The sequence below is a fragment of the Sporosarcina sp. Y1009 genome (genome assembly GCF_057669865.1).
In genome coordinates, this window is the sequence record NZ_JBYHFO010000027.1 from 15,885 (window position 1) to 39,925 (window position 24,041).

General features: G+C 39.0%; 23 protein-coding genes and 1 riboswitch. Of the genes, 11 read left to right on the plus strand and 12 right to left on the minus strand.

Annotated elements, in window-relative coordinates; all coding sequences use genetic code 11:
• Window positions 1-77: 77 nt before the first annotated feature.
• The 3 genes from AC25Y1_RS18900 to AC25Y1_RS18910 all read right to left on the minus strand — a co-directional run bounded on the left by AC25Y1_RS18900 (window position 78) and on the right by AC25Y1_RS18910 (window position 3,403).
• Window positions 78-533 carry a flavin reductase family protein gene (locus tag AC25Y1_RS18900; protein ID WP_488149562.1) on the minus strand — a complete coding sequence of 152 codons (456 nt, stop codon included), beginning with the start codon at window positions 531-533 and terminating at the stop codon, window positions 78-80.
• A gap of 163 nt (window positions 534-696) precedes the next feature.
• Window positions 697-1,806: a 5-methyltetrahydropteroyltriglutamate--homocysteine S-methyltransferase gene (locus AC25Y1_RS18905; protein WP_488149587.1), complete on the minus strand. Its 1,110-nt coding sequence runs from the start codon at window positions 1,804-1,806 to the stop codon at window positions 697-699.
• Window positions 1,807-1,913: 107 nt separating this feature from the next.
• Window positions 1,914-2,012: riboswitch (SAM riboswitch) on the minus strand.
• Between the two features lie 116 nt (window positions 2,013-2,128).
• Window positions 2,129-3,403 carry a helix-turn-helix domain-containing protein gene (locus AC25Y1_RS18910; RefSeq protein ID WP_488149563.1) on the minus strand — a complete coding sequence of 425 codons (1,275 nt, stop codon included), beginning with the start codon at window positions 3,401-3,403 and terminating at the stop codon, window positions 2,129-2,131.
• A gap of 239 nt (window positions 3,404-3,642) precedes the next feature.
• On the opposite strand from AC25Y1_RS18910, the gene AC25Y1_RS18915 reads away from it, so the two are divergent.
• The 4 genes from AC25Y1_RS18915 (at window position 3,643) to AC25Y1_RS18930 (ending at window position 6,984) form a co-directional block, all read left to right on the plus strand.
• The gene (locus AC25Y1_RS18915) at window positions 3,643-4,935 is read left to right on the plus strand and encodes a S41 family peptidase (protein WP_488149564.1); all 1,293 of its coding nucleotides are present in this window, start codon (window positions 3,643-3,645) and stop codon (window positions 4,933-4,935) included.
• 225 nt (window positions 4,936-5,160) lie between these two features.
• Window positions 5,161-5,925 (plus strand): MBL fold metallo-hydrolase, encoded by a 765-nt coding sequence (locus tag AC25Y1_RS18920; protein ID WP_488149565.1) that lies wholly within the window; start codon window positions 5,161-5,163, stop codon window positions 5,923-5,925.
• Between the two features lie 83 nt (window positions 5,926-6,008).
• Complete coding sequence (locus tag AC25Y1_RS18925) at window positions 6,009-6,212, plus strand: helix-turn-helix transcriptional regulator (RefSeq protein ID WP_488149566.1); 204 nt, start codon at window positions 6,009-6,011, stop codon at window positions 6,210-6,212.
• Between the two features lies 1 nt (window position 6,213).
• Window positions 6,214-6,984 carry a hypothetical protein gene (locus tag AC25Y1_RS18930; RefSeq protein ID WP_488149567.1) on the plus strand — a complete coding sequence of 257 codons (771 nt, stop codon included), beginning with the start codon at window positions 6,214-6,216 and terminating at the stop codon, window positions 6,982-6,984.
• Between the two features lie 58 nt (window positions 6,985-7,042).
• On the opposite strand, the gene AC25Y1_RS18935 is transcribed toward AC25Y1_RS18930, so the two are convergent.
• Window positions 7,043-7,723 carry a PepSY domain-containing protein gene (locus tag AC25Y1_RS18935; RefSeq protein WP_488149568.1) on the minus strand — a complete coding sequence of 227 codons (681 nt, stop codon included), beginning with the start codon at window positions 7,721-7,723 and terminating at the stop codon, window positions 7,043-7,045.
• Window positions 7,724-7,846: 123 nt separating this feature from the next.
• Window positions 7,847-9,589 (minus strand): sigma-54-dependent Fis family transcriptional regulator, encoded by a 1,743-nt coding sequence (locus AC25Y1_RS18940; protein ID WP_488149569.1) that lies wholly within the window; start codon window positions 9,587-9,589, stop codon window positions 7,847-7,849.
• 230 nt (window positions 9,590-9,819) lie between these two features.
• Between AC25Y1_RS18940 and fdhA the strand changes: the two genes are divergently transcribed.
• A complete protein-coding gene (fdhA, locus tag AC25Y1_RS18945) occupies window positions 9,820-11,094 on the plus strand; it encodes a formaldehyde dehydrogenase, glutathione-independent (protein ID WP_488149570.1) in 1,275 nt (424 codons plus the stop codon).
• Window positions 11,095-11,291: 197 nt separating this feature from the next.
• Complete coding sequence (locus tag AC25Y1_RS18950; RefSeq protein WP_488149571.1) at window positions 11,292-12,131, plus strand: MIP/aquaporin family protein; 840 nt, start codon at window positions 11,292-11,294, stop codon at window positions 12,129-12,131.
• A 47-nt stretch (window positions 12,132-12,178) separates the two neighbouring features.
• Here AC25Y1_RS18950 and AC25Y1_RS18955 read toward each other — a convergent pair whose 3' ends face one another.
• The 4 genes from AC25Y1_RS18955 to AC25Y1_RS18970 all read right to left on the minus strand — a co-directional run bounded on the left by AC25Y1_RS18955 (window position 12,179) and on the right by AC25Y1_RS18970 (window position 15,656).
• Window positions 12,179-12,754 (minus strand): PepSY domain-containing protein, encoded by a 576-nt coding sequence (locus AC25Y1_RS18955; RefSeq protein WP_488149572.1) that lies wholly within the window; start codon window positions 12,752-12,754, stop codon window positions 12,179-12,181.
• Window positions 12,755-12,841: 87 nt separating this feature from the next.
• Window positions 12,842-13,558 (minus strand): PepSY domain-containing protein, encoded by a 717-nt coding sequence (locus AC25Y1_RS18960; protein ID WP_488149573.1) that lies wholly within the window; start codon window positions 13,556-13,558, stop codon window positions 12,842-12,844.
• 38 nt (window positions 13,559-13,596) lie between these two features.
• Window positions 13,597-14,958 (minus strand): sensor histidine kinase, encoded by a 1,362-nt coding sequence (locus tag AC25Y1_RS18965; protein WP_488149574.1) that lies wholly within the window; start codon window positions 14,956-14,958, stop codon window positions 13,597-13,599.
• Window positions 14,955-15,656: a response regulator transcription factor gene (locus AC25Y1_RS18970; protein WP_488149575.1), complete on the minus strand. Its 702-nt coding sequence runs from the start codon at window positions 15,654-15,656 to the stop codon at window positions 14,955-14,957. The genes AC25Y1_RS18965 and AC25Y1_RS18970 overlap by 4 nt, the downstream gene beginning before the upstream one ends.
• Window positions 15,657-16,032: 376 nt before the next feature.
• Here AC25Y1_RS18970 and AC25Y1_RS18975 point away from each other — a divergent pair, with 376 nt between their 5' ends.
• The 3 genes from AC25Y1_RS18975 to AC25Y1_RS18985 are packed head-to-tail and all read left to right on the plus strand — an operon-like array spanning window position 16,033 to window position 18,633.
• Window positions 16,033-16,773, plus strand: a complete 741-nt coding sequence (locus tag AC25Y1_RS18975) for a metal ABC transporter ATP-binding protein (RefSeq protein WP_488149576.1) — start codon at window positions 16,033-16,035, stop codon at window positions 16,771-16,773.
• Window positions 16,773-17,636 (plus strand): metal ABC transporter permease, encoded by an 864-nt coding sequence (locus AC25Y1_RS18980; RefSeq protein ID WP_488149577.1) that lies wholly within the window; start codon window positions 16,773-16,775, stop codon window positions 17,634-17,636. The genes AC25Y1_RS18975 and AC25Y1_RS18980 overlap by 1 nt, the downstream gene beginning before the upstream one ends.
• 43 nt (window positions 17,637-17,679) lie before the next feature.
• Window positions 17,680-18,633, plus strand: coding sequence for a metal ABC transporter solute-binding protein, Zn/Mn family (locus AC25Y1_RS18985; RefSeq protein ID WP_488149578.1), 954 nt, complete (start codon window positions 17,680-17,682; stop codon window positions 18,631-18,633).
• Between the two features lie 59 nt (window positions 18,634-18,692).
• On the opposite strand, the gene AC25Y1_RS18990 is transcribed toward AC25Y1_RS18985, so the two are convergent.
• The 3 genes from AC25Y1_RS18990 to AC25Y1_RS19000 form a co-directional block, all read right to left on the minus strand.
• Window positions 18,693-19,520 carry an undecaprenyl-diphosphate phosphatase gene (locus AC25Y1_RS18990; protein ID WP_488149579.1) on the minus strand — a complete coding sequence of 276 codons (828 nt, stop codon included), beginning with the start codon at window positions 19,518-19,520 and terminating at the stop codon, window positions 18,693-18,695.
• Between the two features lie 7 nt (window positions 19,521-19,527).
• On the minus strand, window positions 19,528-20,139 hold the full coding sequence (locus AC25Y1_RS18995; RefSeq protein ID WP_488149580.1) for a DedA family protein: 612 nt from the start codon (window positions 20,137-20,139) through the stop codon (window positions 19,528-19,530).
• Between the two features lie 423 nt (window positions 20,140-20,562).
• Entirely contained in the window at window positions 20,563-22,188 is a 1,626-nt protein-coding gene (locus tag AC25Y1_RS19000; RefSeq protein WP_488149581.1) for a long-chain fatty acid--CoA ligase, read from the minus strand.
• Window positions 22,189-22,498: 310 nt separating this feature from the next.
• Here AC25Y1_RS19000 and AC25Y1_RS19005 point away from each other — a divergent pair, with 310 nt between their 5' ends.
• The gene (locus tag AC25Y1_RS19005) at window positions 22,499-22,852 is read left to right on the plus strand and encodes a lmo0954 family membrane protein (RefSeq protein WP_488149582.1); all 354 of its coding nucleotides are present in this window, start codon (window positions 22,499-22,501) and stop codon (window positions 22,850-22,852) included.
• 16 nt (window positions 22,853-22,868) lie between these two features.
• Window positions 22,869-23,507 carry a PspA/IM30 family protein gene (locus AC25Y1_RS19010; protein WP_488149583.1) on the plus strand — a complete coding sequence of 213 codons (639 nt, stop codon included), beginning with the start codon at window positions 22,869-22,871 and terminating at the stop codon, window positions 23,505-23,507.
• Window positions 23,508-24,041: the final 534 nt, after the last annotated feature.

The window sequence follows — 24,041 nt, forward strand, 5'->3', positions numbered from 1 at the left end:
ATTAGAATGAATTGAAGAGTTGTCCATACCCCATTGTATTTAGGGGAAGTGAGGATTATTCATAAATAGGCGTTTAGTTATGAATCCCTGATAAATTTCCCTTTGAAATAACTTAGTGGATTGCCTTCGGTGTAATGAAAATCAATCACTTTCCCGACATATAAAACATGATCTCCGCCGTCATATTCTGCCCAAGGCTCGCACTCTAAATAGGCGAGTGAATCTTGAAGGCGGTGGCAGCACGTCCCTTTTTCCCAGCTAAAAGGTTCATTGTCAAGGGGTCTTCCAGCGAAATGCATCGCAGTATCCTGCTGCGTTTCTTTTAAAATATTTATTGTAAAATGGTTGTTTTTTAAAAACTGAAATGCTTTTGTTTTTCGATCTACAGATACGAGTAGTAAGGGTGGGTCCAGTGAGACTGAAGTAAATGAGTTTGCGGTAAACCCATGTTGGCCATCGCTTGTATCACATGTGACGACTGTTACGCCTGTTGCGAAGTGGCCAAAGCAGTTTCTTAATTCTTTGCTATCCAACTACATCTCCTCCAAATAGTGTAATGGTATATTGCTGTGATTTTTATTTGCTTCTTCTAAAAGTCTATTCACTTGTCCCTAATCTTTATTCCTCCCGAATGCACAAAAAAGCACATCACTTGTACACGACAAGGATGCGCTTTTGCTTTAAACTTTTTAAACGTTACTTTTCCCAAATTTCCTTCGAAATGTCAACAATAAACTTCAACTTTTCCCATTGCTGCTCTTCTGTCAGGTTATTTCCATGATGCGTTGAAGCAAAACCGCATTGTGGGCTTAAACATAATTGTTCAAGCGGAACATGTTTAGATGCTTCTTGTATTCGAGATTTGATCAGCTCTTTGTCTTCAAGCTCTCCATTTTTCGATGTGACAACACCTAGCACAACTTGCGCACCGCCATTTGGAATATGCTCAAGTGGTTTAAAGTCTCCTGAACGTTCATCGTCATATTCCAAGAAGAAGCCATCCACATTTTCTTTTGCAAGTAGTGTTGGCGCAATTAGATCATAGCTTCCTTCAAACGCCCAGTTAGAGCGGTAGTTTCCACGACATAAATGTGTTGAAACGACTAGATCTTCTGGTTTTCCTTCCAATACGGCATTTGCTACACGGAGAGCCAAATCAATCAAATATTCTCTCGAGTATTCGCCATCGTTAAAAGGAATATCCGGCGAAGAAAGCCCTGCAATATACACATCATCTAATTGTAAATAACGGACACCTGCATCATAGAATGCTTTGAAAGCATCGCGGTAAGCTTGAATAACATCTTTAGCATATTCTTCAATATCGGGATAGATGGTTTCATCTCTAATGCCGATATTAAATAATTGGTTCGGACTTGGTATTGTTTGTTTGGCAACAGCGCGTCCAGCAACGATTTCATTGAATTCTATAAAGTCTTTCACATGTGGATGGTCAGGATTGAATGAAACCTTCCCGATGTTACGGACATTATATCTTTCTGTTTCTTCATCACCACTAAAAACATACCCTATATCTGGAACATATCCTTCTATCCCGTTTAACTGCTCTAGAAAATCTGTATGCCAAAATCTACGTCTAAACTCCCCATCAGTTACTAATTCTAAACCAATTTCAATCTGCTTATCGACAACTCTTTTAATTTCAGTCGTTTCTACTTCACGCAGTTGTTCAGCTGTAATCTCACCCGCTTGAAACTTTTTCCGTGCATTGTGTAGGATTTCCGGACGTAGTAAACTCCCTACATGATCCGCCTTAAATGGTGCTTTTGTCAATGTCTCTGTCAGTGTTTTTGTCATTTTGCCATTCCTTCTTTCCAATTATATTAATAACTAGAATAAGAAAAACCTCTTCATTGAATAAGAAGAGGTTGGCATTTTATCGCTGTTCACTCTTCTCATCTCCAAGCTTACGCTACTGGAATTAGCACAGTACATAAATGTCTGTTGCTGAGGCTTCAAAGGGCCAGTCCCTCCACCTCTCTGGATAAGAAAGTTTCACTATTTAGTTATTGATATACACTTTACACATGCTTTTATCGAATGTCAAGGGTATTTTGAATATTATTATTGTTAGCAGTAAATCAACTGTTCACTTTAAGGCTTTAACTCATTCCCTAGACACATCCGCCAACACTTCGCGAGCGAAGTGAAAGTATGACGAGTATGGCATTTTGTGTAATTTCTCGACGGCATACTTCGCAAGTTGTTGGGCTTTCACGACATCTTCAAGATGGAAATAGCAAATCGCTTTGTAACTTTTTGTAATTTCTCTAATCGCTACGTCTAATGGAGATATTTCCACAAATTCATTTACTTCGATTGTATTGGAATTAAACAAATCAAGTGCCTTCTCATAATGACCTAATCTTGTTAAACTTCGCGCTTTCAAATCCCTTACAAAAACTAGCAAGCCCTCTTTTTCAGGTTCACTTAAAGACGATTCGTTCAACACATAGCGTTCATATTCATCCGCCATTTCAATCGCATGCTCATACTTATTCTCAAAAAACTCCTCGTATAAGACTTTCGCCAATTCATGTTCAATGAATAAATACTCATGCTGCATTAGGTTAATAAATGACGTCGCATCAGCAACATATTTTCGTGCTTCTTCATAATGATGTGCATCATAAAGAAGCCAGGTCTTTATATTCAAGAAGCCATAATAATCCGTTAAAATAAGACTCTTTCGGGAAAATCCAATAGCTGTATCTAGTAATTCATGGGCTGCTTTCATATCACCTAATGCCGTATACGACCAAACTTTCCCAGCCAGTAGCTCGATATAAATCGCTCTCGTTTCCAAGCTATCTTCAGTTATTAATTTATCAAGCCCCTTATCTAGAATCTCAATTGTTTCCCTATAGTTTGCGTTTGCAAATTCAATATTCGCAAGAAATGCCCATAACCTAACGACACGCCATTCCATTTGTAATTCTGTGTATAAAGCCATCGCTTTCTCGGTATACAATTCCCAGTTGCTATCTACGTTCTTTAAGTATTCCTCATTGGACTGAACATATAAAGCGTATAGAGATTTCGCGTATAATTCATAAACCCTAGCCGCCTCATAACTTTGATCCATCTTCATAAGCAATGGTTGTAATAAGTTTGTCGCCGCTAAAACGTCATCATTAGCAAATAATTCGGTTGCCGTATTTATTTTGTCTCGAAGTTCTTCTTTTGATATCTCTTCGACAAGATCTGCTATGTCTACATCTAACTGAACCGCAATATAATGCAATCTTTCTATCGAAGGCCGGGTTTTTCCATTTTCAATTAAGCTAATCATTCCCCGGGAGACATGCTCATTTGCCAAGTCTGAAATCGTCATTTTTTTCATCGTTCGAATTCGTTTTATGTTTTCTCCAACATGCTTCATCTAGCTCCCCCTCTCCAACTTTCTCTTATTATGAGTATATCACGTTCAATTAAACGAACTCAGTTGTTTAATATATTGAATTATAACTATTTTTCATGTATCATTGTGTTTAATATATTAAACACAATTAGAAGCTAATTATAAGGCAGGGACAGATGGATTGAAATTCAAGTTGCAGACGTGTCCGAAATGAGTTTTCATGTATTGAAATCTAATGGGAAAAGGATTGGTGAGTGTCTATGACTAGGTATTCTGAAATATTTAAAGAAATAATTGATATTACACACAATGATTATGCTGGATGGGATGAAAAGCTAGGATGGGATCATTCTGAAAATCACCTTAGGAAAATAGAAAAACTAGAAGATAAGCAGGAAATGACACCTCAAAAATTTGTGGAAATAGTTAATGATTATCTTATTAGTTTTCAAGATCGACATATGTATTTTCTCTTAAAGGGATCAGATAACGTAAAAGCAAGCACTCTTGGTTTTCGAGTAAGAAGATATAATGATGCGCTCTATGTTACAGAAACCTTTGAAGAGAATCGATTTCCAAAGGGATCAAAAATTATCTCCATCGACAATCAAACAATTGAAGAATTAATTACTTCAAAACGATATTTACTGAGAGAAACAAGTGCCGAGCGTGAGGATTGGTCGAATATAATTAATAAATCATCATTTATTAAAATAGAAAACGAAAATGGACAACACATTAAATTTGATTTGAAAAAATATGAAACAGTGCGTCGAAAAAAAGAATCCTTACTAAAAACAATTAATGAAAAAACTTTATTGATGACTTTACCTAGTTTTATAGATGTGGAAGCCGTTTTGGATTTCGTAAAAAAACATGAAGAAGAATTAAAAACATGTACAAATCTAATTATTGATGTACGAAAAAATAACGGTGGAAATGGGCAGGCCTTTTCTACATTATTACAATATATTTTCCCTTACAGTGAACGTCCGAATTCGGAGGTCAAATTAAGAGAATTTAATTGTACCAATCGAAATTCGGATCTATTTATTCAACTTTGTCACAATGCAAGAAAGAATATAAATGACAAAGGGACACTAAGTGTTCTTGACTTTGCTGAAGAACAATTTGAAACGTATCGCGGCCAAGGTTTTGTCGCTTTCGATTTCTCGAACTTATTGGGGGAAGAAGTTTTTGAGATTGAGGGGACAGATTTACCTAGAAAAGTAATTGTTATGTCGGATAGTTATTGTGCTAGTGCCGGTGAATACTTTATAGAGACCTGTATGGAGTCTTCAAAGGTAACCGTAATTGGACGGGCAACAATGGGGGTGAATGATTACAGCGACTTAGTAGTTAAAGACTGGGACAATATGTTCTCGCTTTATTATCCAGTATCAAGAATTGTACAAAAGACCTTAAACGACCCTTTACACGGAAAAGGCATTCAACCACATCATTATATACCTTGGACTCCGGAACATATTCAAAAAGATCTGGACTTATTATATGCATTGGAAATATTACAAGCAGAGCTTAATACTGTATAGCAGAAATTATTTAATGAACATCCATACTCATTAAAATGATTAAATAAGAGAATAACATCACTCGATTAATTGAGAACGTTTGTGAACCTTTAAACTTAAACTAATGGGTGAGGTGCGTTAGCTCCATTAGCTGTTGACAGTCTGTCCCCTTCTCGCTTTTCAAAACCTCCATTTCAAGATACACTCACTACAATGTTTGTATTATCTGAATGGAGGTTTTTTAAAATGAAAGTAATCCCAATTGGCATTTGGGGTGGTTATCCAAAAGCGAATGAAGCGACATCTTCTTTTTTAATCGAACACGATGGTTTTCATTGTCTTGTGGATTGTGGAAGTGGCGTTCTCTCATCTCTCCAAAACTATATACCTTTGGAGAAACTAGATGCTGTTGTAATTAGCCATTACCATGCAGACCATATTGCCGACGTAGGAAGTTTGCAGTATAGCCGATTGATCCAGTACTATTTAAACAATCCTTCTCCGATTTTGCCGATTTATGGCCATGACCAAGATGAAGAAAACTTCGCTAAACTAGCTTATAAGGAGCGGACGATTGGTATTGCGATTTATGAAAATAAACCCATAAAAATCGGACCATTTACAGTGACTTTTTGCCAGACTGATCATCCAGTCTATTGCCTCGCAATGAAGTTCACAGTTGAGGGTCGCTCCCTTGTTTTAACGGCTGACACTGGGTGGCGTGACGAGCTTGTCGATTTTGCAAAAGACGCAGATTTGTTGATTAGCGAGGCAAATTTAGATGAGGAACACATCGGTGTTGCGCCGGGGCATATGGGCGGAAGCCAAGCAGGTATACTAGCACAAAAATCGAATGCAAAACAACTTCTGTTGACACATCTCCCTTTACACGGAAATATTGATGAAATTCTAAAAGCCGCCAGTAGCAATTTTGACGGAGCTACTGAAATTGCTGAAGTTGGAAAAGTATACCGTTTACACTTCCTAAATCCTAATTCATTATTGAATTAGGATTTTTTGATGTTAATTATACTTGACTGTATGTTAACTATAGTTTACATTATGATTAGATTAGTTAACGAAAGGAGCAAAAAATGCTTAGGAATCGAGTAAGAGAATTGAGAGCCAGACATGCGTTTTCACAAACTGAATTGGCTAATCGTGTGGGCGTGACTAGACAAACAATTGGTTTCATTGAAAAAGGAGATTTTTCCCCTTCGATTGCATTGTCATTACGTCTAGCGAAGCATTTGCAGGTCAAAATTGATGAACTATTTTGGTTAGAAGAGGAGGATTGAGATGAATAAAAAAGATTTTCGTGTACAGATCCCTTTATGGAATATTGCTATATTAGCCAGCTTCATAATCTGCAGTTACGGCGTTATCTACGCAGCTGATATGCTTTTTAATGATTTCGATGGTGTATTTGCGTATGAAAATAATGAGGTACTCATTAATTGGAACATACCGGCGGTTGTGTCGTTATTTGTTGGTCTTACGTTATTTATCGTAGTTTTTTCCGCCTATTTCATTAAGCTTAATCGCCATAACAAGGATAATCCTCATAACCGAATACAGGCATTCACATTCCTGAAACTTGGGGAGTTTATGGAAGATGATGAAATGCTACGACAAGTGACTCAAAATGCAACCAAGAAAGTTTATATCCTCTATTCACAGGCATTGCCATTATTAATCGTCCTAATGTTTCTCCCATTAAATCGATATATTTATATCGTAAGTCTAGTAATCATATTAATACTTCACCACACTCTGTATTATCGTGAAATCCGGAGTTATATAAACGGAAACTACAGCTTATCTCATGAAGTCAGCCCAAATAAAAAGAACAGAAATGATATAAAATCACAAAAGTTCCATAAAAGAATGAAAGTTTTTTCAATCGTGTTTGTCGTAATGATTCTCACCATATCCACAGGCCGTATTTTCCAGATCAAGAATAATTCAGATGAAAATATAATTAAGGCCGAAAAATGCATGGATCAGGGAGGCACGGTGATCGTTGAATATGGTAGCCTATTCACCCTTTCGAAATTCTCTTGTGAATAAAATTAAATAGAAAAAAGGAATCCTACATTCGTATAGGATTCCTTTTTAGGTTTCTATATCAATCATCGTCACGGTCTTTTTCAAAGTCTAGAATTTTACCTGTCACTGCATCGATTTCATATTCGTACTCGTATTTTCCATCTTCGATTTCAATTTCGAAGTATGCACGACCGTCATCATCATCCAATTCAACGTCTGTTACTGTACCCGGTGTTTGTTTTAATGCAATCGCAATTGCTTCTTTTGCCGTGAGATACTTATTATTTCTTTCTGATTTCTTTTCACTTGGTTTTCTTTCAGTTGATTTCTTCTCAACAGATTTTTCTACTACATCTGATTTTTTCTCGCTTGATTTCTTAACATCAGAAGTCTTCTTATCTTCTGTGACAACCGTTAACTGTTTACTAGCCTTATTATTTTCTATTTCTTTTTTAACCACTTCACCAGTTGACGCTTCAATATCTAATTCATATGTGACTGAACCTCTTTGTACATCGACTTCATACTCATCATCAGATGAATCATAATCAATCTCCGTTACTTCGCCGCCTTCAACCGTTTGAACTGCTTTATCTTCTACTTGTTCTACCGTTATATTTTCTTGTTTGTCATTTTCTGTAACTTGGGCTGCTAACACACCTGTTGACTGCTGATTACCCTTATCTGCATTTGCTACCAATGCCGCCGAACCAATTACTACTGCACCAACTAATGCTGGAATCGCCATCCACTTTTTCATCTTTATCTTCCTCCTTTTGATCTTACCTTCATATTACTCGCTGAAGATGAGAACTCATTGTGAGGATTATTAGAGTTTGATGAGAGTTTAGTTATCTCTAGTTTCTTAGCAGTCGACTTCTACTTAACTCAACTCGATATTATACTCTTTCATTTTTCGATAAAGCGTATTTCGGCTTATTTTAAGTCGTTGGGCAGCTATGCTAATATTCCCTTCAGCGATTCGGATATGTTTTTCCATTACGGATTTTTCCGCAGCTTTTAAAGGGTCCATGTCATCTTTAATTTCTATGCTTGTGCGATCAGTTTCAATTCGAATATCTTCAGGACCGATTATTTCTCCTTCCGATAAAAAGGTTGCCTCCATTAGAACACTCATAAGCTCCCGGATATTACCAGGCCACTTATGGGCTAAAATCTTTTGCTTTGCTTCCTCCGACAGTTTCAAATTAGAATAGCCATACTCCTCTATTAAGTCATTCACCATCTGGATTAGGTCCGTCCGTACACGAAGTGATGGAAGCGTGATTTGTATCCCTTTTAAACGGTAATATAAGTCCGCACGAAAACGTTTTGCTTCAACTTCTTTTGCCAAGTCTTTATTTGTTGCGGCGATAATCCTTACATCTATTTCCTTCGCAGTTGTACTTCCAACTGGCGTAATTTCACTCTCTTGTAATGCCCTTAGCAACGTAACTTGAGCACGTAAAGACATATCACCAATTTCATCTAGAAAAAGCGTGCCATTTTGTGCTGCTTCAAATTTCCCTTTCCTACCTTCCGGATTTGCCCCTGTAAAGGATCCACCAATATAACCAAATAGCTCACTTTCAATAAGGGATTCGGATATCGCTCCACAATTAACTGCAACAAATGGCGAATGGCTTCGCATGCTTGCGGAGTGGATCGATTGGGCAAACAACTCTTTACCGGTCCCAGTTTCCCCGATAAGAAGAATTGGTATATCAGTAGCGGCTGCTTTTTCAGCCATTTTCTTTGTTCGTACGACTGAAGGACAATTGCCCTGAATATCTGTAAATGTATATAAACGTTTTTCTTTCTTATGTTTCTGATGAATCGCAACCGACCGTGTAAATTTCTTACATTTGCTGGTGAACGTGTCAATTATAAATTGATCTGTATTATTTAACTTTTCACCAATATTATTTTGTCCGATAATGGCTTTTGCTCGATTATTTGCGCGGATTATACGATGTTCTTCATCTAGTGTGAGAAATGGTACTTTAATATATTTATTAATGCTATGTTCAAATTCTTTAAGAGTGAGATGGTATTCTTTATTCATCTGACGAAGCATGATTCTATTTCCAATGTCACCTGCAATAATTTGTGTCAATGTAAAAATATAAGGATGATAATGCTCTTTTCTCCCACTAATGTTAATGGCGCCAAGAATCTCTCCTGATGGTGAAAAAATGGGAGAGGCAGCACATGTCAAAAAGTGCGCTGAGGCGTTAAAATGCTGACTTCCATGTACCCTAACAGGATTTTTTTCCAGTAATGCAACCCCCATTGCATTTGTTCCTCTTCTATCTTCAAGCCAATTTGTTCCTACTTGCATTTGCACTTCACTAGCTAAGTTTTCATCTCCTAATGTGTAAATTATTATTCCTTGACGGTCAACAAGCGAAACTATATGACCCATCTCCCTAAAAGTAGGATATAAGTTCTTTAAACTTGGGATGGCAGAATGAGTCAATTCCTGATTTCTGTTAAGAACTTCAGTAATTTGATAATGATTTAAAACGGTGCTATCTACTGGATCACTCGGTTTAAATCCATATTCTTCACAACGTTTCCATGAATCTCGAATCATCTTCTCCTCAACAACGTTCTCTTTCAACAAGAAACTCACCTCTTATGACCTATTTTATAGTTATAGTAGATGGCTGCTGTTTCAATTGAATGATTGTACGCCCCACTGTCTCAAAATTATACACTGAACCGTCATAAAATGTAACAATTCTGAATTAACATTCTACCGGGATGTTAATTTAATCTGGATTACGGACTTGGCATGGAACTTGCATATATTACTAGAGTGCAAGGACAAACTATTTATAGGGGGTATTGGTTATGTCAGGAAATCGTGCTGTTGTTGACTTGGATGTTGGGAAGAGTTCCGTAGATTACAAAAAAGCGGGAAATCGGGCGGTCGTGTACAAAGAACCTGGGAAGGTAGATATTGTTGATATCGGTTTTCCAGACCTAGTGTTACGAGATGGGCCTGGGGTAAATCCACTGAACGTCGGTCGTAAGTGTCATCACGGGGTTATTTTAAAGGTTATTGCGACAAATATTTGTGGTAGTGACCAGCATATGGTGCGCGGGAGAACAACAGCACCAAGTGGCCTAGCATTAGGGCATGAGATTACAGGCGAAGTCATTGAAGTCGGTCGAGATGTTGAATATATGAAAGTAGGAGATCTCGTCTCTGTACCTTTCAATATTGCTTGTGGTCGCTGTCGAAATTGTAAAGAACAAGACACACATATTTGCGAAAACGTGAATCCAGATCGTCCGGGTTCGGCATACGGATACGTTGATATGGGTGGATGGGTAGGTGGCCAATCGGAGTATGTGATGGTTCCTTATGCTGACTTCCAACTATTAAAATTTCCTGATAAAGACCAAGCGATGGATAAAATTCTTGATTTAGCAATGTTATCGGATATTTTCCCAACAGGATTTCACGGCGCTTATAGTGCAGGCGTCACAATCGGATCCACTGTTTATATTGCTGGTGCTGGACCTGTTGGATTAGCGGCAGCCCATTCAGCTCAACTACTCGGGGCTTCGTGCGTCATTGTTGGCGATATGATTGAAGAGCGATTGGCACAAGCGAGAAGCTTTGGATGCGAAACAATCAATCTTTTGGAGCATGATGATATTGGCGAACAAATTGCACAGATTCTTGGAACCCCTGAGGTAGATTGTGCAGTTGACTGTGTTGGGTTCGAAGCACACGGCCATAAAGGTGTAGGAGAAGCACCTGCCACTGTTCTCAACTCAATCATGCAGGTTACGCGTGCTGGTGGAAAACTTGGAATCCCTGGATTATACGTAACAGGCGATCCTGGAGCAGTTGATGAGGATGCAAAATTCGGCACACTGAAGATTCGCATGGGATTAGGATGGGCAAAAGCACATCACTTTGTCACTGGACAAACTCCTGTCATGAAATACCATAACTTCTTAATGAAGTCGATTCTCAGCGGTAAAGCCCAAATCGCCAAGGCAGTCAATGCGACAATTATCAATTTAGATGAAGCACCGAATGGTTATCAAGTTTTCGATAAAGGTGCGGCGAAAAAATTCGTTATTGATCCACACGGAATGATAAAAAGGTAAATAGCTTAGCTACGATAAACACATCCATGGCTTGCCCTTCAAATATTTGAAAGCAAACTGTGGATGTTTCTTTGAGTTAGTCGATAGATTTTTACTTGCTCATGGATAAGTCATGAGCCACTTATGAGCACCCTCGACTGCTCTTCCTTCTCTCCAGGGAGTAAGCCTTCTTCGCTGCTCATTTAAGGGGGAGTCCTATGTCAGCATTTTTAGGTGAATTAATTGGAACTATGATTTTGGTGACTTTAGGTTGCGGTGTTGTTGGAGGAGTAGTCCTCAATAAAACAAAATCCCAAAGCTCTGGTTGGATTGTTATAACGATGGGATTCGGTCTCGCTGTAGCTGTTGCAATTTATGCAGTGGGTGGGATAAGCGGAGCTCATATTAATCCAGCCGTCACAGTTGGATTTGCTGTCATTGGCGCTTTTCCTTGGGCTGATGTTCCAGCATATATCTTAGCCCAACTGATAGGCGCTAGTATTGGCGCTGTCATTGTTTACCTTAATTATCTTCCGCATTGGGAAGCAACCGAAAGTAAAGAAGAGAAATTAGTTGTTTTTTCAACAAGTCCAGCGATTAGAAAGCCGTTTTCCAACTTAATCAGTGAAATGATTGGCACATTCATTCTTGTACTAGGGATATTAGCAATTGGTGCAAATGAATTCACACAGGGACTTAATCCACTCATCATTGGATTCCTAGTCCTTTCCATTGGGTTATCCCTCGGAGGAACAACTGGCTTTGCGATCAATCCCGCGCGTGATTTAGGCCCAAGAATTGCTCACTTCTTCTTACCAATAGTCGGAAAAGGTTCATCGGATTGGGGTTACGCCTGGATACCGATTGTAGGACCAATACTCGGGGGAGCATTTGGTGCCCTATTCTATCAACAAGTATTTACCGGTGTCAATTCGGCAGCGTTTTGGATTGTAGGCGCAATCTGTATTGCGGCAATTCTTGGCGCACAACTTATGGACAAAGAACATAAAGCGCGTCCTAAGGTGAGTAAAGGCCACCCCATCGAAGAGCGTTTATAACGATTGAAATTAAAAATAGGGCTGTTCTAGGAACAGCCCCCCTTTTCTCAATCATCATCACGGTCTTTTTCAAAGTCTAGAATTTTACCTGTGATTGCATCGATTTCAAACTCATATTCATATTTGCCGTCTTTAATGTCAATTTCGAAGTGTGCATGATCGTCATCGTCATCTAATTCAACAGACTTTACGGTTCCTGGTGAATGTTCGATTGCAATCGCGATTACTTCTTCTTTAGCGGAAATGTAATTCTTGTTCTTTTTTGCAGTTACTTTTTCATCTGATTTGAAGGATGACTTTTCGTCCTCTACTTCCTGTTTTACAAGTTCACCAGATGTCGCGTCAATGTCCAGCTCATAACGCACAGACTCGCTTTCTACTTCGACTTCATACACATTGTCAGACCGATCATAGTCAATCTCAGTTACAAAGCCGCCTACAGTTTCAACCGCTTTTGCTTCTACTTCTTCAATTGTAAGTCTTGCTGTATCATCATTTCCCGTAGCGTTGACACCCAAAACGCCTGTTGATTGGTTAGTATTCTTATCTGCACTTGCTCCCATTGCCACGCCACCGATTACAACTGCTCCAGCCAATACTGGGATTACGATCCACTTTTTCATCTTTATCTTCCTCCTTTTGATCTTATCTTCATATTACCCGTCGAAGATGAGAACTTATTGTGAGGATTATTAGAGTTTGATGAGAAATTAGTTATCCCATTCAACAAATAGGATATCTCCTGTTATGGCATCGATATGGAAAACGGCTTCTATGTCATCCGTATCCTCATTATCTTGTTCGATTTCAACTACATAGTATCCACCGTCATTTGTCCGTTTGAAAGTAGAGTACTCCACTTCACCATTCAATTCACCAAGCGCTATCTCAATCGCCTGTTCTCTTGTGATGAGCACATCTTCTTTTGTCGTCTCTTTTGTTTCCTCAGATATCATTTCACCTGTCATGGCATCAATCTGAAGTTCTACTAGCGCTTTGTCCTTTACGACTTCCGCGTTATAAACAGGCGCTTCTTTGTTGTCATTTAAAGATAAACTTTCAATTTCACCCGGATATTTTACGGCTATTTTTTCTCGGACTTCTGCTTCGGATAGAATCTGCAGTTCGGATTCCTCCTCGCTTTCCACCTTACTTAACTGGTTCAACGCCAATACCTTCCCGCTCTCTGCATCGACTTCAGCAGAATAAAGGGCATCTGATCGCATAATCTCAGCAAAATAGACCCCGTCTACCAATGAGATGTTCTCGACTTTTCCGTCGTATATTGTTTCAAGCTGCAGTCTGATTTCTTCACTTGAGAGTAGCTCTGCCTTTGTCAATAAATTACTAATAAACAAGCCACCTGCAACGATAATAATTATGGTTAAAATTAGCGGAAGTACCCATGGCTTTCGCAATTTTTTCATCCTATTCGCCTCCCTACTTCAATCATACGTATCGATTATTAAAACTCGGTGAGAATTTGCTCTTTTGGGATAGAAATTCTGATTGTCGTTCCCATTCCATAAATACTTTCCACCTTCAACTGAGCACCCAATCCATTGGCAAGTTCTTGTGCAATCGCAAGTCCAAGACCAGTCCCACCTGTTTTACGGCTACGCGCTTCATCTACACGATAAAAACGATTAAAGATATTTGGCAGTGCATCCTCAGGAATTCCATTTCCATAATCAATTATAGAGACAATAAACCCTTCATCACTTTCTTCCAAAACGGTTTTTACGACGTCATCACTATATTTCCTTGCATTATCAAGGAAAATAAACAGAAGTTGACGAAGTTTTTCACTGTCCGTAACAGCAAATGCAGGATTTACCCCGTCCATTAAAAATTCCCGAGAATAAGCTTGTCGCATCGGTTGCAATGTTTTTTCAATTTGATCATAAATATTCGTTTTAGCATAATTAAATTTCATTTGCTCATGTGCTCTCGCTAACTGCAATAATTGTTCAATCATTTCTTTCATACGAACAGATTCTCCGAGAATCGCACCAACCGCTTCTTCTGCTACGTCCCGATTATCGAATCCTTGTCTTGTTAACAAACGTGCATAACTTTCAATAACGGTTAAAGGTGTTCTTAGTTCGTGAGAGGCATTTGAGACAAATTGTTCTTGTTGTTTGTAGTTCGTCTCAAGTTGGTCCATTAAATCATTAAATGTTGTGGCCATCTCACCCATCTCATCTTTGCCATTAGAAGGAATGTTAATTTTTTCATATGTGCTCGTTTTTCTGCTTTGCCTCATTGTTTCAATCAATTTTTCGATTGGCAGTGTAATAATCCGACCCAGCGCTATACTAGAAATCGTGATTGGAATCATTGCGATCAAAGTAACGCCTAGAAGTATTAACGTTAGTGTTCTCAAACTGTCTTTTACATCAATAAGCTGCTGAATCATTTGTAGTTCAACGACATCTCCATTGGTCCAGATGATTGGCGTCTTTATAGATAGAACTGGAATACCTTCGAAGTTCTCTAAAGTATATTTTTCCCCATCTGTAAACTCGGGGGTGTACTCTTTTATGCCCCCAACCGTTTCAAAGGTGTTAATCTTTTTCCCCGTACTATCAAAAACACGAATCGCGCCATTTGGTGGCATATATGCACCAATTACAGTCCCTATATCCGTTTTTTCATTTACCTGATTGAAAGACTTCGTCATTTCCGTTGCCTGGAGCTGTAGTTGTTTATATTCCGTATTATAAGCCATTCTTTCAAACACGAAATAGATCCCAATATTTGTAAGAACTAAAATAACAAGCATAAGAAGTGTCGAAAAGAAATGTATTTTCGTTTTCAACTTCATTTTTCTAGCTCCTTCAAAACGTAACCGACGCCGCGCACAGTTTGTATTAATGTACGCTCTCCTTCAGTTTCAATTTTCTTCCGTACATAACGAATGTACACATCAACAACATTCGTATCACCAAAATAGTCATAACCCCAAACTGCATTTAGCAACTGTTCTCGTGATAAGACCTGATTGGGATGTCGAAGAAGATGGAGTAAAAGATCGAATTCTCGTGGCGTTAACTCAATCAACCGAACATCTCGCTTAACTTCACGTGTTTTTTCATGAATGCTCAACCCTGCGAATTCATGTAAATGTTCATCTTCCACCTGTTGGGTCTCCAGCCTCGGTGAAAATCGAAGCGCCGCACGAATTCTTGCCAGCAGCTCGTCAATTTCAAACGGTTTCGTTACATAATCATTTGCACCTAAATCGAGTCCCGCGACTTTATCTTCGACATCATCTTTTGCTGTCAATAATATAACCGGTGTGTTTGCCTCAGTCGCTCTAATTCTTCGCAGCACATCCAGTCCATTCAAACCGGGAAGCATTAAATCCAGTAAGATTAAATTCCATTCTTGTTCACGATATTTTATAAGACCATCTGGGCCAGTATGTGCGACATCTATTTCATAGCCTTCAAACTCAAGTTCTAATTGTAAAACACGTGCAATATTTTCTTCATCTTCAATAATTAAAATACGTTCTTTCAAGTCAATTTCCTCCTTTTAGAAAACGAAAGGCTCATTACATCAAGTCTTCGATCATTTTAGGACTTCACTAAAGTATATATGACTTACTAGCAAAACTCCTGTCACAACCTCACAGAATGAGAGACATTTAGAAATGAAAGTATACGACCATTCAAATGCCCAACGCAAGACAAAAATATGTAATAGTATACTTAAACAAAGAAAAATGTTGCACAAGGGAAACTTATATTATATACTTAATAACAAAGAAGTTGCATTAGGGAAACTTCCTGTAAATGCCCCCTATTTCATAAAAAAAATACGTATACTATACTCAAAAAGTTGCACTAAGGAAACTTTTTTTAAGAGATAATCAAATTTATAAGGAGGTCGTAAAATGGTCAATCCAATATTTGTGAATAATATTAGTGTTTCATATGACGACAACGAGGTCGTAAAAGATGTTTCGTTTTCCTTTCAACCAGGTAGTTTGATTGGCGTGCTTGGACCAAACGGCGCAGGAAAATCAACATTACTGAAAGCGATGCTTGGCCTTATTCGTCGAGACAACGGCGATGTCCAATTCGGAACGAATAGTATAAATCATGTGCGTAAAAACATTGCTTATGTTCCACAGCGCTCAAATATAGATTGGAACTTTCCAATAATCGTGAAAGACACAGTATTACTGGGGACTTACCCAAAAGCCGGTCTGTTTCGACGACCGAAAAAAGCTGATAAAGAATGGGCAATAGAATGCTTGAGACAAGTGGGCATGGAGGATTTCGCAAAACGGCAAATCGGTGAGCTATCAGGCGGTCAACAACAGCGCGTATTTCTAGCAAGAGCACTTGCACAAAAGGCAGACTATTTCTTTCTTGACGAGCCGTTTGTGGGTATCGATGCTTCCAGTGAGGAAGTCATCATCGATATTTTACGTCAGCTGAAGGCTGCGGGTAAAATCGTATTCGTTGTCCATCATGATCTATCTAAAGTAAAAAGTTATTTTGATGAACTCGTCCTAATCAACAAAGAACTTATAGATGCGGGACCTGTTAACAAGGTATTCCGAAGAGAAAATATGGAAAAAGCTTACCACCGAGAACTTATGTTTGAAGGTCTGGAGGTTTCAATGTAATGGCATTTATTAACGATTTAATGGTCTATGAGTTTCTACAAAAGGCATTGATTACGTCTATCATGGTCGGAATCATTTGTGGTGTTATTGGTTGTTTTATCATTTTGCGCGGTATGGCATTAATGGGAGACGCCATAGCGCATGCAGTTTTGCCTGGCGTTGCGATTTCTTATATGCTTGGCATCAACTTTTTCTACGGAGCAGTTGCAACTGGGATTTTGACCTCATTCGGGATTGGCGCCATCTCACGAAACAGCCGTATTAAGACCGATTCGTCAATCGGATTGGTGTTCTCCGCCTTCTTTGCGCTCGGAATTATTTTAATTACGAAAGCAGGAAGTGCGACTGACTTGACGCAGATTCTATTCGGAAATGTACTATCAGTTCGAACTTCGGATATGTGGCTAACACTGATTATCGGTGCCTTTGTTATTTTGGTCGTCGTGTTGTTCTTTAAAGAACTGCTTATCTCTAGTTTCGATGAGACAATGGCTGCTGCTTACGGTTTAAAAACCCGTCTGATTCACTATACGATCATGTTCTTGCTTACACTCGTGACTGTAGCATCTTTACAGACTGTAGGTGTTATCTTAGTTGTATCGATGCTCATTACACCTGCATCTACCGCATATTTACTAACAAATAGATTATCGGTCATGGTGGTATTGGCTGGCTTATTCGGGGCATTATCTTCCGTCATCGGCTTGTACTTTAGTTTTCTGTATAATTTACCGTCCGGACCAGTCATTGCACTGGCCACAACTTCGTTATTCATACTCGCCTTTTTATTTGCACCCAAACAAGGTGTTGTATCAAAGAAGATTCGTACATTTGGGAAGCGTAAGTTAGCAACAACACGTTAAGAAATTTAAGTAGAATTCATTACAAAGGAGTAGAAAGTGTAACATGAACAAATTATTAACATGGCTGGGTCTATCATTTCTTGCGGTATTTATATTATCTGCATGTGGAAACGATAATATAACTGAGGACAATTTAGCAACAGATACTGAAAAATTGAAAGTCGTCACCTCCTTCACAATTATCGCCGATATGGCAAGAGAAATCGGTGGTGACTTAGTGGAGGTGCATAACCTCGTACCGAGTGGGACAGATCCACATGAATATGAGCCCTTACCGAACGATATCAAAGCTGCTACTGATGCGGATATTCTTTTCTACAACGGTTTAAATCTTGAAGGCGGAGAAAATGGCTGGTTTATGAAAATGATAAGTGCAGTCAATCAGAAAGAAGTAAATATCCATAGTTTGACGGAAAGAGTGGAACCGAAATACTTGTCCGATAGTGATGGGCGTGACGAAGAGATTAATCCACACGCATTCATCGACCCTGCTGTCGGTGTCAAGATGGCCGAAGATTTACGCGATGCTTTGGCGACAAAACACCCAACGGATGGTGCTAAGATCCAAGAACAAGGTGATGCGTATGTTCAGCGCTTAAAAGATCTGGATAAAGAGTTTGAAGCGCGTATCAGCGAGATCCCTGAAGTAAATCGCGTCCTTGTTACAAGTGAACGTGCTTTCCAATACTTGAACGATCACTATGGTTTAAAAGAAGCGTTCATTTGGGAAATCGATACGGAAGAAAATGGTTCCCCTAAACAAATCAAAGCGCTTGTAAATTATATCCAAGAACATAAAGTGCCCATCCTGTTTGTAGAATCCAATGTCGACACACGTCCAATGGAAACTGTTTCTAAGGAAAGTGGCGTTCCAATTGCCGAAAAGCCAATCTATTCTGATGAAATCGGTGACCCAGGCGATGAAATCGATACGTATGTGAAATACTTGGAATACAATATGGAACTCATTTACGATGAACTGAGCAAACAACGCTAACTACTGGTAAAAAATAAAAAATGGCTTGAGCAGATTATATGCTCAAGCCATTTTTGTTGTTACATGAAGACAATCACGACTAATATCCCAGCGAGGATAAGTCTGTATATCGCAAAAGGCATCAATTTAACTTTCGAAATTAGTTTTAAGAAGAAACGGATTGAAATAATCGCAAAGATAAATGCGCTGATGAATCCGACAACATAAAACCCTAAATCATCCATCGACATATGTTCCCAGTTCTTTAAAACTGACACCAGACTTGCGCCGATCATAATTGGTACAGCCATGATGAATGTAAAATCTGCGGCTGTCTTATGGTTCAATCCAAAAAGGACACCACCAGAAATTGTCGCACCTGAACGTGAAAAACCTGGCCACAATGATAAACATTGAACAAGGCCCACTACAAATGCCTGGCGATAAGTGATTTGATCTAACGAATTAACCCAAGGCTTTTTCGGTCCTAATTTATCAGCTGCAATCATTAGGAACGAGCCTGCAATTAGGGCAAAGATCACTGTTTTTACCCCGCCTAAATTTAAATCAATATAGTCTTTTAAAGCAAAACCAACAATTACTGCTGGCAACATTCCAATAATGACATGTGCTAAGTTGAATCTTGAATTCATTTTCTTTCCGTCAATCTTGTAAAGACCGACCAGACTAAAAAGACGTTTCCAAAAAACAACGACAACAGCTAATATTGACCCTAGCTGAATCACAATTTTAAACGTGAATGCCGAGCGGTCCCCTAGAAATTCGTTGATATTCAACCACATATCATCCACGATGATTAAATGCCCTGTGGAAGAAACAGGCGCAAACTCCGTCATACCTTCTACAAACCCTAAAATCAGTGCTTTTAATAATTCGAATAAGTCCATAAGTTAATTAAGCTCTCTTTCTACGGAAGCGAACATACCAAATAACCGCCGCTACTCCGCTTAATCCAATCAATGCATACGCGATATTCGAATATATATCCATATAATGCACAATCGACGCCCAATTATCTCCTACCGCTACACCTACGGAGACGAGAATTCCATTCCATAGTAAACTACCAAGTGTCGTTAATAGAAGAAATAATGGAAAGTTCATATTGGACATTCCCGCTGGAATTGAGATAAGGCTCCGGATCAGCGGAACTAATCGGCAAAAAAATACAGTCCAGGGACCATATTTATCAAACCATGCATCTGCCTTATGAATATCTTTCCTAGTCAACCGCAACAGATGGCCCCATCGATCGACGATTTTTTCTAAACGACTCACATCAATCAGCAGACCGATGCTGTATAAGATCATCGCGCCAATGACAGATCCAATTGTTGCTGCAATGATGACGCCGAGCTGTGTCATATCCGAAAACGTCGTCATAAAACCACCAAACGTCAAAATTACTTCTGAAGGAATTGGCGGAAATATATTTTCAAGCAAAATTAATAGTAATACACCAAAATAGCCAAACTCGCTCATAAATTCTGTAATCCAATTTTCCATTTTTTATCGCCACCGATACAAGTCTACTAAAATCATTTCTGCTATGCAAATCAAATTTCTACATTCATTGGACGTTTTCGTATAGAGATAGTTGCTTCAATTTAAATTATTTTATGCTTAATATAATTTTTAATGACATGTCAATATTTAAACAACCGGTTGTTTCTATCATACACCACGGTTTAAATATGTGGATAAATCTAGAATAACTCGAGTTACCCACAATTCATCGTGGGTAACTCAACGTAAATGTGCATAGATTCTGAAAATTACCTTTTTAATGCAAAATTATATCATTTTTTCTATTACTAACAATGTGCATAATATGACAGTCGCTACTATTGTCTATCCATAAGAATCATTCACAACGTTCCTTTTCCAAATAAAAATGAAAGTCACCCAGTAAAACCGGGTGACCTCAGCTCAAACATTCTCAACTTGTTCAGTAATCTCCGCACGTAATGCTCTCTTTAAGAACTTCCCTACAGAGGTTTTTGGTATTTCATCCAAAAATATCACATCATCCGGAACCCACCATTTGGCAAATTGTCCATCCATATAGGACAATAACGCTTTCTTCATGTCTTCATCTGGGCTATTCCCTTCATGTAACACAACGCAAGCAATTGGTCGTTCCTGCCACTTTTCATGTGGAACCGCAATGACTGCCGCTTCAAATACAGCATCATGGGTCATTAACGCATTTTCTAGATCTACTGAGGAAATCCACTCACCGCCGCTTTTAATCAAGTCTGCAGTTCTATCTGTGAGCTTTAAATAACCATCCTCCGTCATGACTGCAATATCACCAGTGTAAAGCCAACCGTCTCTAAATGCCTCCGCTGTGCGTTCATCTTTATAATACTCGCTGGCAACCCAAGGGCCTCTCAAGGTTAACTCACCCATCGTTTTACCATCCCATGGGACTTCCCCGTCTTCATTGACAATCCGTACTTCGAGACCTGGCATCGTCAGCCCTTGGAGTGCACGGATATCAATTTTCTCATCTACTGAAAGTCCATCCATTTTCGATGTAAATACAGATAGACTTACAAGAGGTGTTGTTTCAGTTAAGCCGTATCCGATGATGAAGGGTACATTAAATTTCTCTTCAAATGCGCGAATAAGACCTTTTGGAGCTGCCGAACCACCGCAGACAATCGCCCGTAACGATGACAAATCACGGGATGGTCCCGTCTCAAGTACTTTTAATACCGCTAACCAAATTGTCGGAACGCCCGCTGTTAAAGTTACCTTTTCTTTTTCTATTAAATCCAAAATTAGCGCTGGATCAAATCCAGGGCCAGTTAATACTTGGGTAGTTCCATAAAACACTGCTGCAAACGGCATTCCCCACGCATTAACATGGAACATCGGAACAATTGGCATCGCGACATCACGCTCACCCATTCCCATCGCATCAGCTAAACCTAGCGCATAACTATGGAGTACAATCCCTCTATGTGTGTAAACAACTCCTTTTGGATTTCCCGTCGTCGCGGATGTATAACACATACCAGCGGGCGTATTTTCATCAAGATCTTCTGGAAATTCAAATGTATCGGAAGCAGTTTCAAGTAACGCCTCATAAGAATGAACATTTTCGAGTGTGGTTTCAGGAATCTCTTTACTATCGCCCATAATGACATAGTGTTTGACTGTTTTCAGCATAGGTGCGAGCTGCTGGAGATGAGGAAATAAGTTATCATCGACAAGAAGAATTTCATCTTCCGCATGATTGATCACATACGCTATATGCTCTGGCGATAGTCTGATATTGATCATATGAAGAATAGCCCCGGTACATGGCACACCGAAATACGCCTCCAAGTGCCGATGATGGTTCCAACCAAATGAGCCAACTTTCGTACCGTGTTTCATGCCTAGTTTTGTTAGTGCATCAGCAAGTTTACGGGTCCTTTTTGCAAATTCACGATACGGAATGCGGTGAATCTTGTCCTCCCCCGTTCGAGAAATGATTAACTTGTCCGGAAAAAACTGTTCTGCTCGTTTGACAAATGATGATAATAATAGTGGTGTTTGCATCATTATTAAATCCATCTCCTTTTTAGTAGGTTCTGAGATTATTAAACGCTAAGTGCCTTGCAGCCAGATAACACCGAATAATTATATGCGATTTCTCTTACGGTTATGCCGGAATAACCACCTCACTTATTTAGTTAAATTCCTAAGTTTACGGACTTTTCTATTAATTATAGTCTACATCATAGACAACCGTATAGCCATAGGAAGTATAAATAATTCAGCCTTAGGTCTTAGATGGAAATCCACACTGCGCCTGTAGGGACAAACAGGTTTCCGTTATAAGATTAGGGTACAAATAAAGGAGGCAAAGAAAATGAAAAAATTCGGACTTGTATTACTCGGTATTACAGCAGGAATTATCGCCCTCGTAAATTTAGGCTCTCTACTAGCGCTCGCGCTTTCAGCAGCTATCGCTTATGCAGGGTTCCACTACTTCAGAAAAAGCGAAGCAACAATTGCTAAATTATTCTGGGGAGGCGTACTTGTAATCGGCTTGATCACAGTTGTTTCTAATGTACCCGCTTTTATCGGAATCATTGCGATCATCGGGGTTTTGTATGTTTGGCATAAATGGAAAGGCGAACCAGAAGATAAAATCATTGAACACGGTCCTGTAAACGATCCTTTCGTAAACTTCGAAAGACAATGGGAAGAAATCACAAAATAATGAGGAGGAATTTTTAATGAATTCACTTTGGAATCGACTAAAATACACAGTTCAGGCGGATCTACACACAGCTTTTGACAAGAAAGAAAATAAAAATCCAATCGCAATGCTTAACCAATACATTCGCGAAGCAGAGAAACAAACAACTTCAGTTGGAAAATTACTTGAACGACAGTTTACACTAAAAACTGAACTGCAAAAGGAACTCACTGAAGCAGAAAAAATGGTAGATAAACGCAGAAGTCAGCTTACACTTGCAGAATCTGCCGAGGAAGAAGATTTGGTGGCATTTGCTGAAGCAGAAGTTGAAACATATGAGAAACGTGCAAATGATCTCACAGCGTCTATCATCAACGCCACAGATGAATTAACTGCATTGGAACGTAAATTCGAAGAAATGAAACATAAAGTTAAAGATATGAAAGTTCGTCAGTTACAATTGATGGGTAAAGAAAATGTCACGCGCGCCCATCATCAAATGGACAAAGTGATTTCTCCTGAGGTAACAGATGAAAAAATTTCTTCCGTCTCAGAGATGAACCAATATATCGAAAGCCTTGGCGGTAAAATTGATAAGGAATACGAAACATCATCAATGGAACGTCGACTCGAATCACTTGAAACAACTACTGAAAAAAATGTTGAACTTGTGTAAACTATAAGATATGAAGAAGGGCTACGTCATAAAAAAACCAACTTTCGTGGCCCCCTGAACAAAGGTCGATTAATTGTTGCTCTTGAAATTCGCTTCGGCGCTTGTGGAGGCCTCCCGCAATAAGCCAGCTAGAAGACCACTACCCTTTAATCAAAACCTGTATAATTTCTGTAAAGTGCACAGAAATTATACAAACCGAACCCTTCGCTGTTCGGTTGGCTACCACTCGTAAGGCGCCTACGCTGGTTTTCTTTGGTAGACTTTTGTCGTTTCTTTTATTAGAGCGAGCACGTTGTAGATAATTTACAGGTTCAAAATTATAGTTCCATCAAGATCTGTAACAAGGAATATTCTTTTAACCAGTCTTCTGTAATATGAATTTCTTTAAGAAGGCAATGATTAACTATCTTCGTATAGTGAAATTAGTTGATTGTAGTGTAGGGCGGCGACTCCAGCGGGAACAGCGCGAGCTGAAGACCCCGCAGGAACGCAGTGTGCACTGGACCCTTAAAATTGGACACTATTTTTCTAAGC

Bases quoted from the DNA above. Each gene is read 5' to 3' on its own strand.
- AC25Y1_RS18910 (WP_488149563.1), bottom strand. From the start codon at position 3,403: ATGAAGCATGTTGGAGAAAACATAAAACGAATTCGAACGATGAAAAAA.
- AC25Y1_RS18915 (WP_488149564.1), top strand. From the start codon at position 3,643: ATGACTAGGTATTCTGAAATATTTAAAGAAATAATTGATATTACACAC.
- AC25Y1_RS18920 (WP_488149565.1), top strand. From the start codon at position 5,161: ATGAAAGTAATCCCAATTGGCATTTGGGGTGGTTATCCAAAAGCGAAT.
- AC25Y1_RS18925 (WP_488149566.1), top strand. From the start codon at position 6,009: ATGCTTAGGAATCGAGTAAGAGAATTGAGAGCCAGACATGCGTTTTCA.
- AC25Y1_RS18930 (WP_488149567.1), top strand. From the start codon at position 6,214: ATGAATAAAAAAGATTTTCGTGTACAGATCCCTTTATGGAATATTGCT.
- AC25Y1_RS18935 (WP_488149568.1), bottom strand. From the start codon at position 7,723: ATGAAAAAGTGGATGGCGATTCCAGCATTAGTTGGTGCAGTAGTAATT.
- fdhA (WP_488149570.1), top strand. From the start codon at position 9,820: ATGTCAGGAAATCGTGCTGTTGTTGACTTGGATGTTGGGAAGAGTTCC.
- AC25Y1_RS18950 (WP_488149571.1), top strand. From the start codon at position 11,292: ATGTCAGCATTTTTAGGTGAATTAATTGGAACTATGATTTTGGTGACT.
- AC25Y1_RS18955 (WP_488149572.1), bottom strand. From the start codon at position 12,754: ATGAAAAAGTGGATCGTAATCCCAGTATTGGCTGGAGCAGTTGTAATC.
- AC25Y1_RS18960 (WP_488149573.1), bottom strand. From the start codon at position 13,558: ATGAAAAAATTGCGAAAGCCATGGGTACTTCCGCTAATTTTAACCATA.
- AC25Y1_RS18965 (WP_488149574.1), bottom strand. From the start codon at position 14,958: ATGAAGTTGAAAACGAAAATACATTTCTTTTCGACACTTCTTATGCTT.
- AC25Y1_RS18975 (WP_488149576.1), top strand. From the start codon at position 16,033: ATGGTCAATCCAATATTTGTGAATAATATTAGTGTTTCATATGACGAC.
- AC25Y1_RS18980 (WP_488149577.1), top strand. From the start codon at position 16,773: ATGGCATTTATTAACGATTTAATGGTCTATGAGTTTCTACAAAAGGCA.
- AC25Y1_RS18985 (WP_488149578.1), top strand. From the start codon at position 17,680: ATGAACAAATTATTAACATGGCTGGGTCTATCATTTCTTGCGGTATTT.
- AC25Y1_RS18990 (WP_488149579.1), bottom strand. From the start codon at position 19,520: ATGGACTTATTCGAATTATTAAAAGCACTGATTTTAGGGTTTGTAGAA.
- AC25Y1_RS18995 (WP_488149580.1), bottom strand. From the start codon at position 20,139: ATGGAAAATTGGATTACAGAATTTATGAGCGAGTTTGGCTATTTTGGT.
- AC25Y1_RS19000 (WP_488149581.1), bottom strand. From the start codon at position 22,188: ATGATGCAAACACCACTATTATTATCATCATTTGTCAAACGAGCAGAA.
- AC25Y1_RS19005 (WP_488149582.1), top strand. From the start codon at position 22,499: ATGAAAAAATTCGGACTTGTATTACTCGGTATTACAGCAGGAATTATC.
- AC25Y1_RS19010 (WP_488149583.1), top strand. From the start codon at position 22,869: ATGAATTCACTTTGGAATCGACTAAAATACACAGTTCAGGCGGATCTA.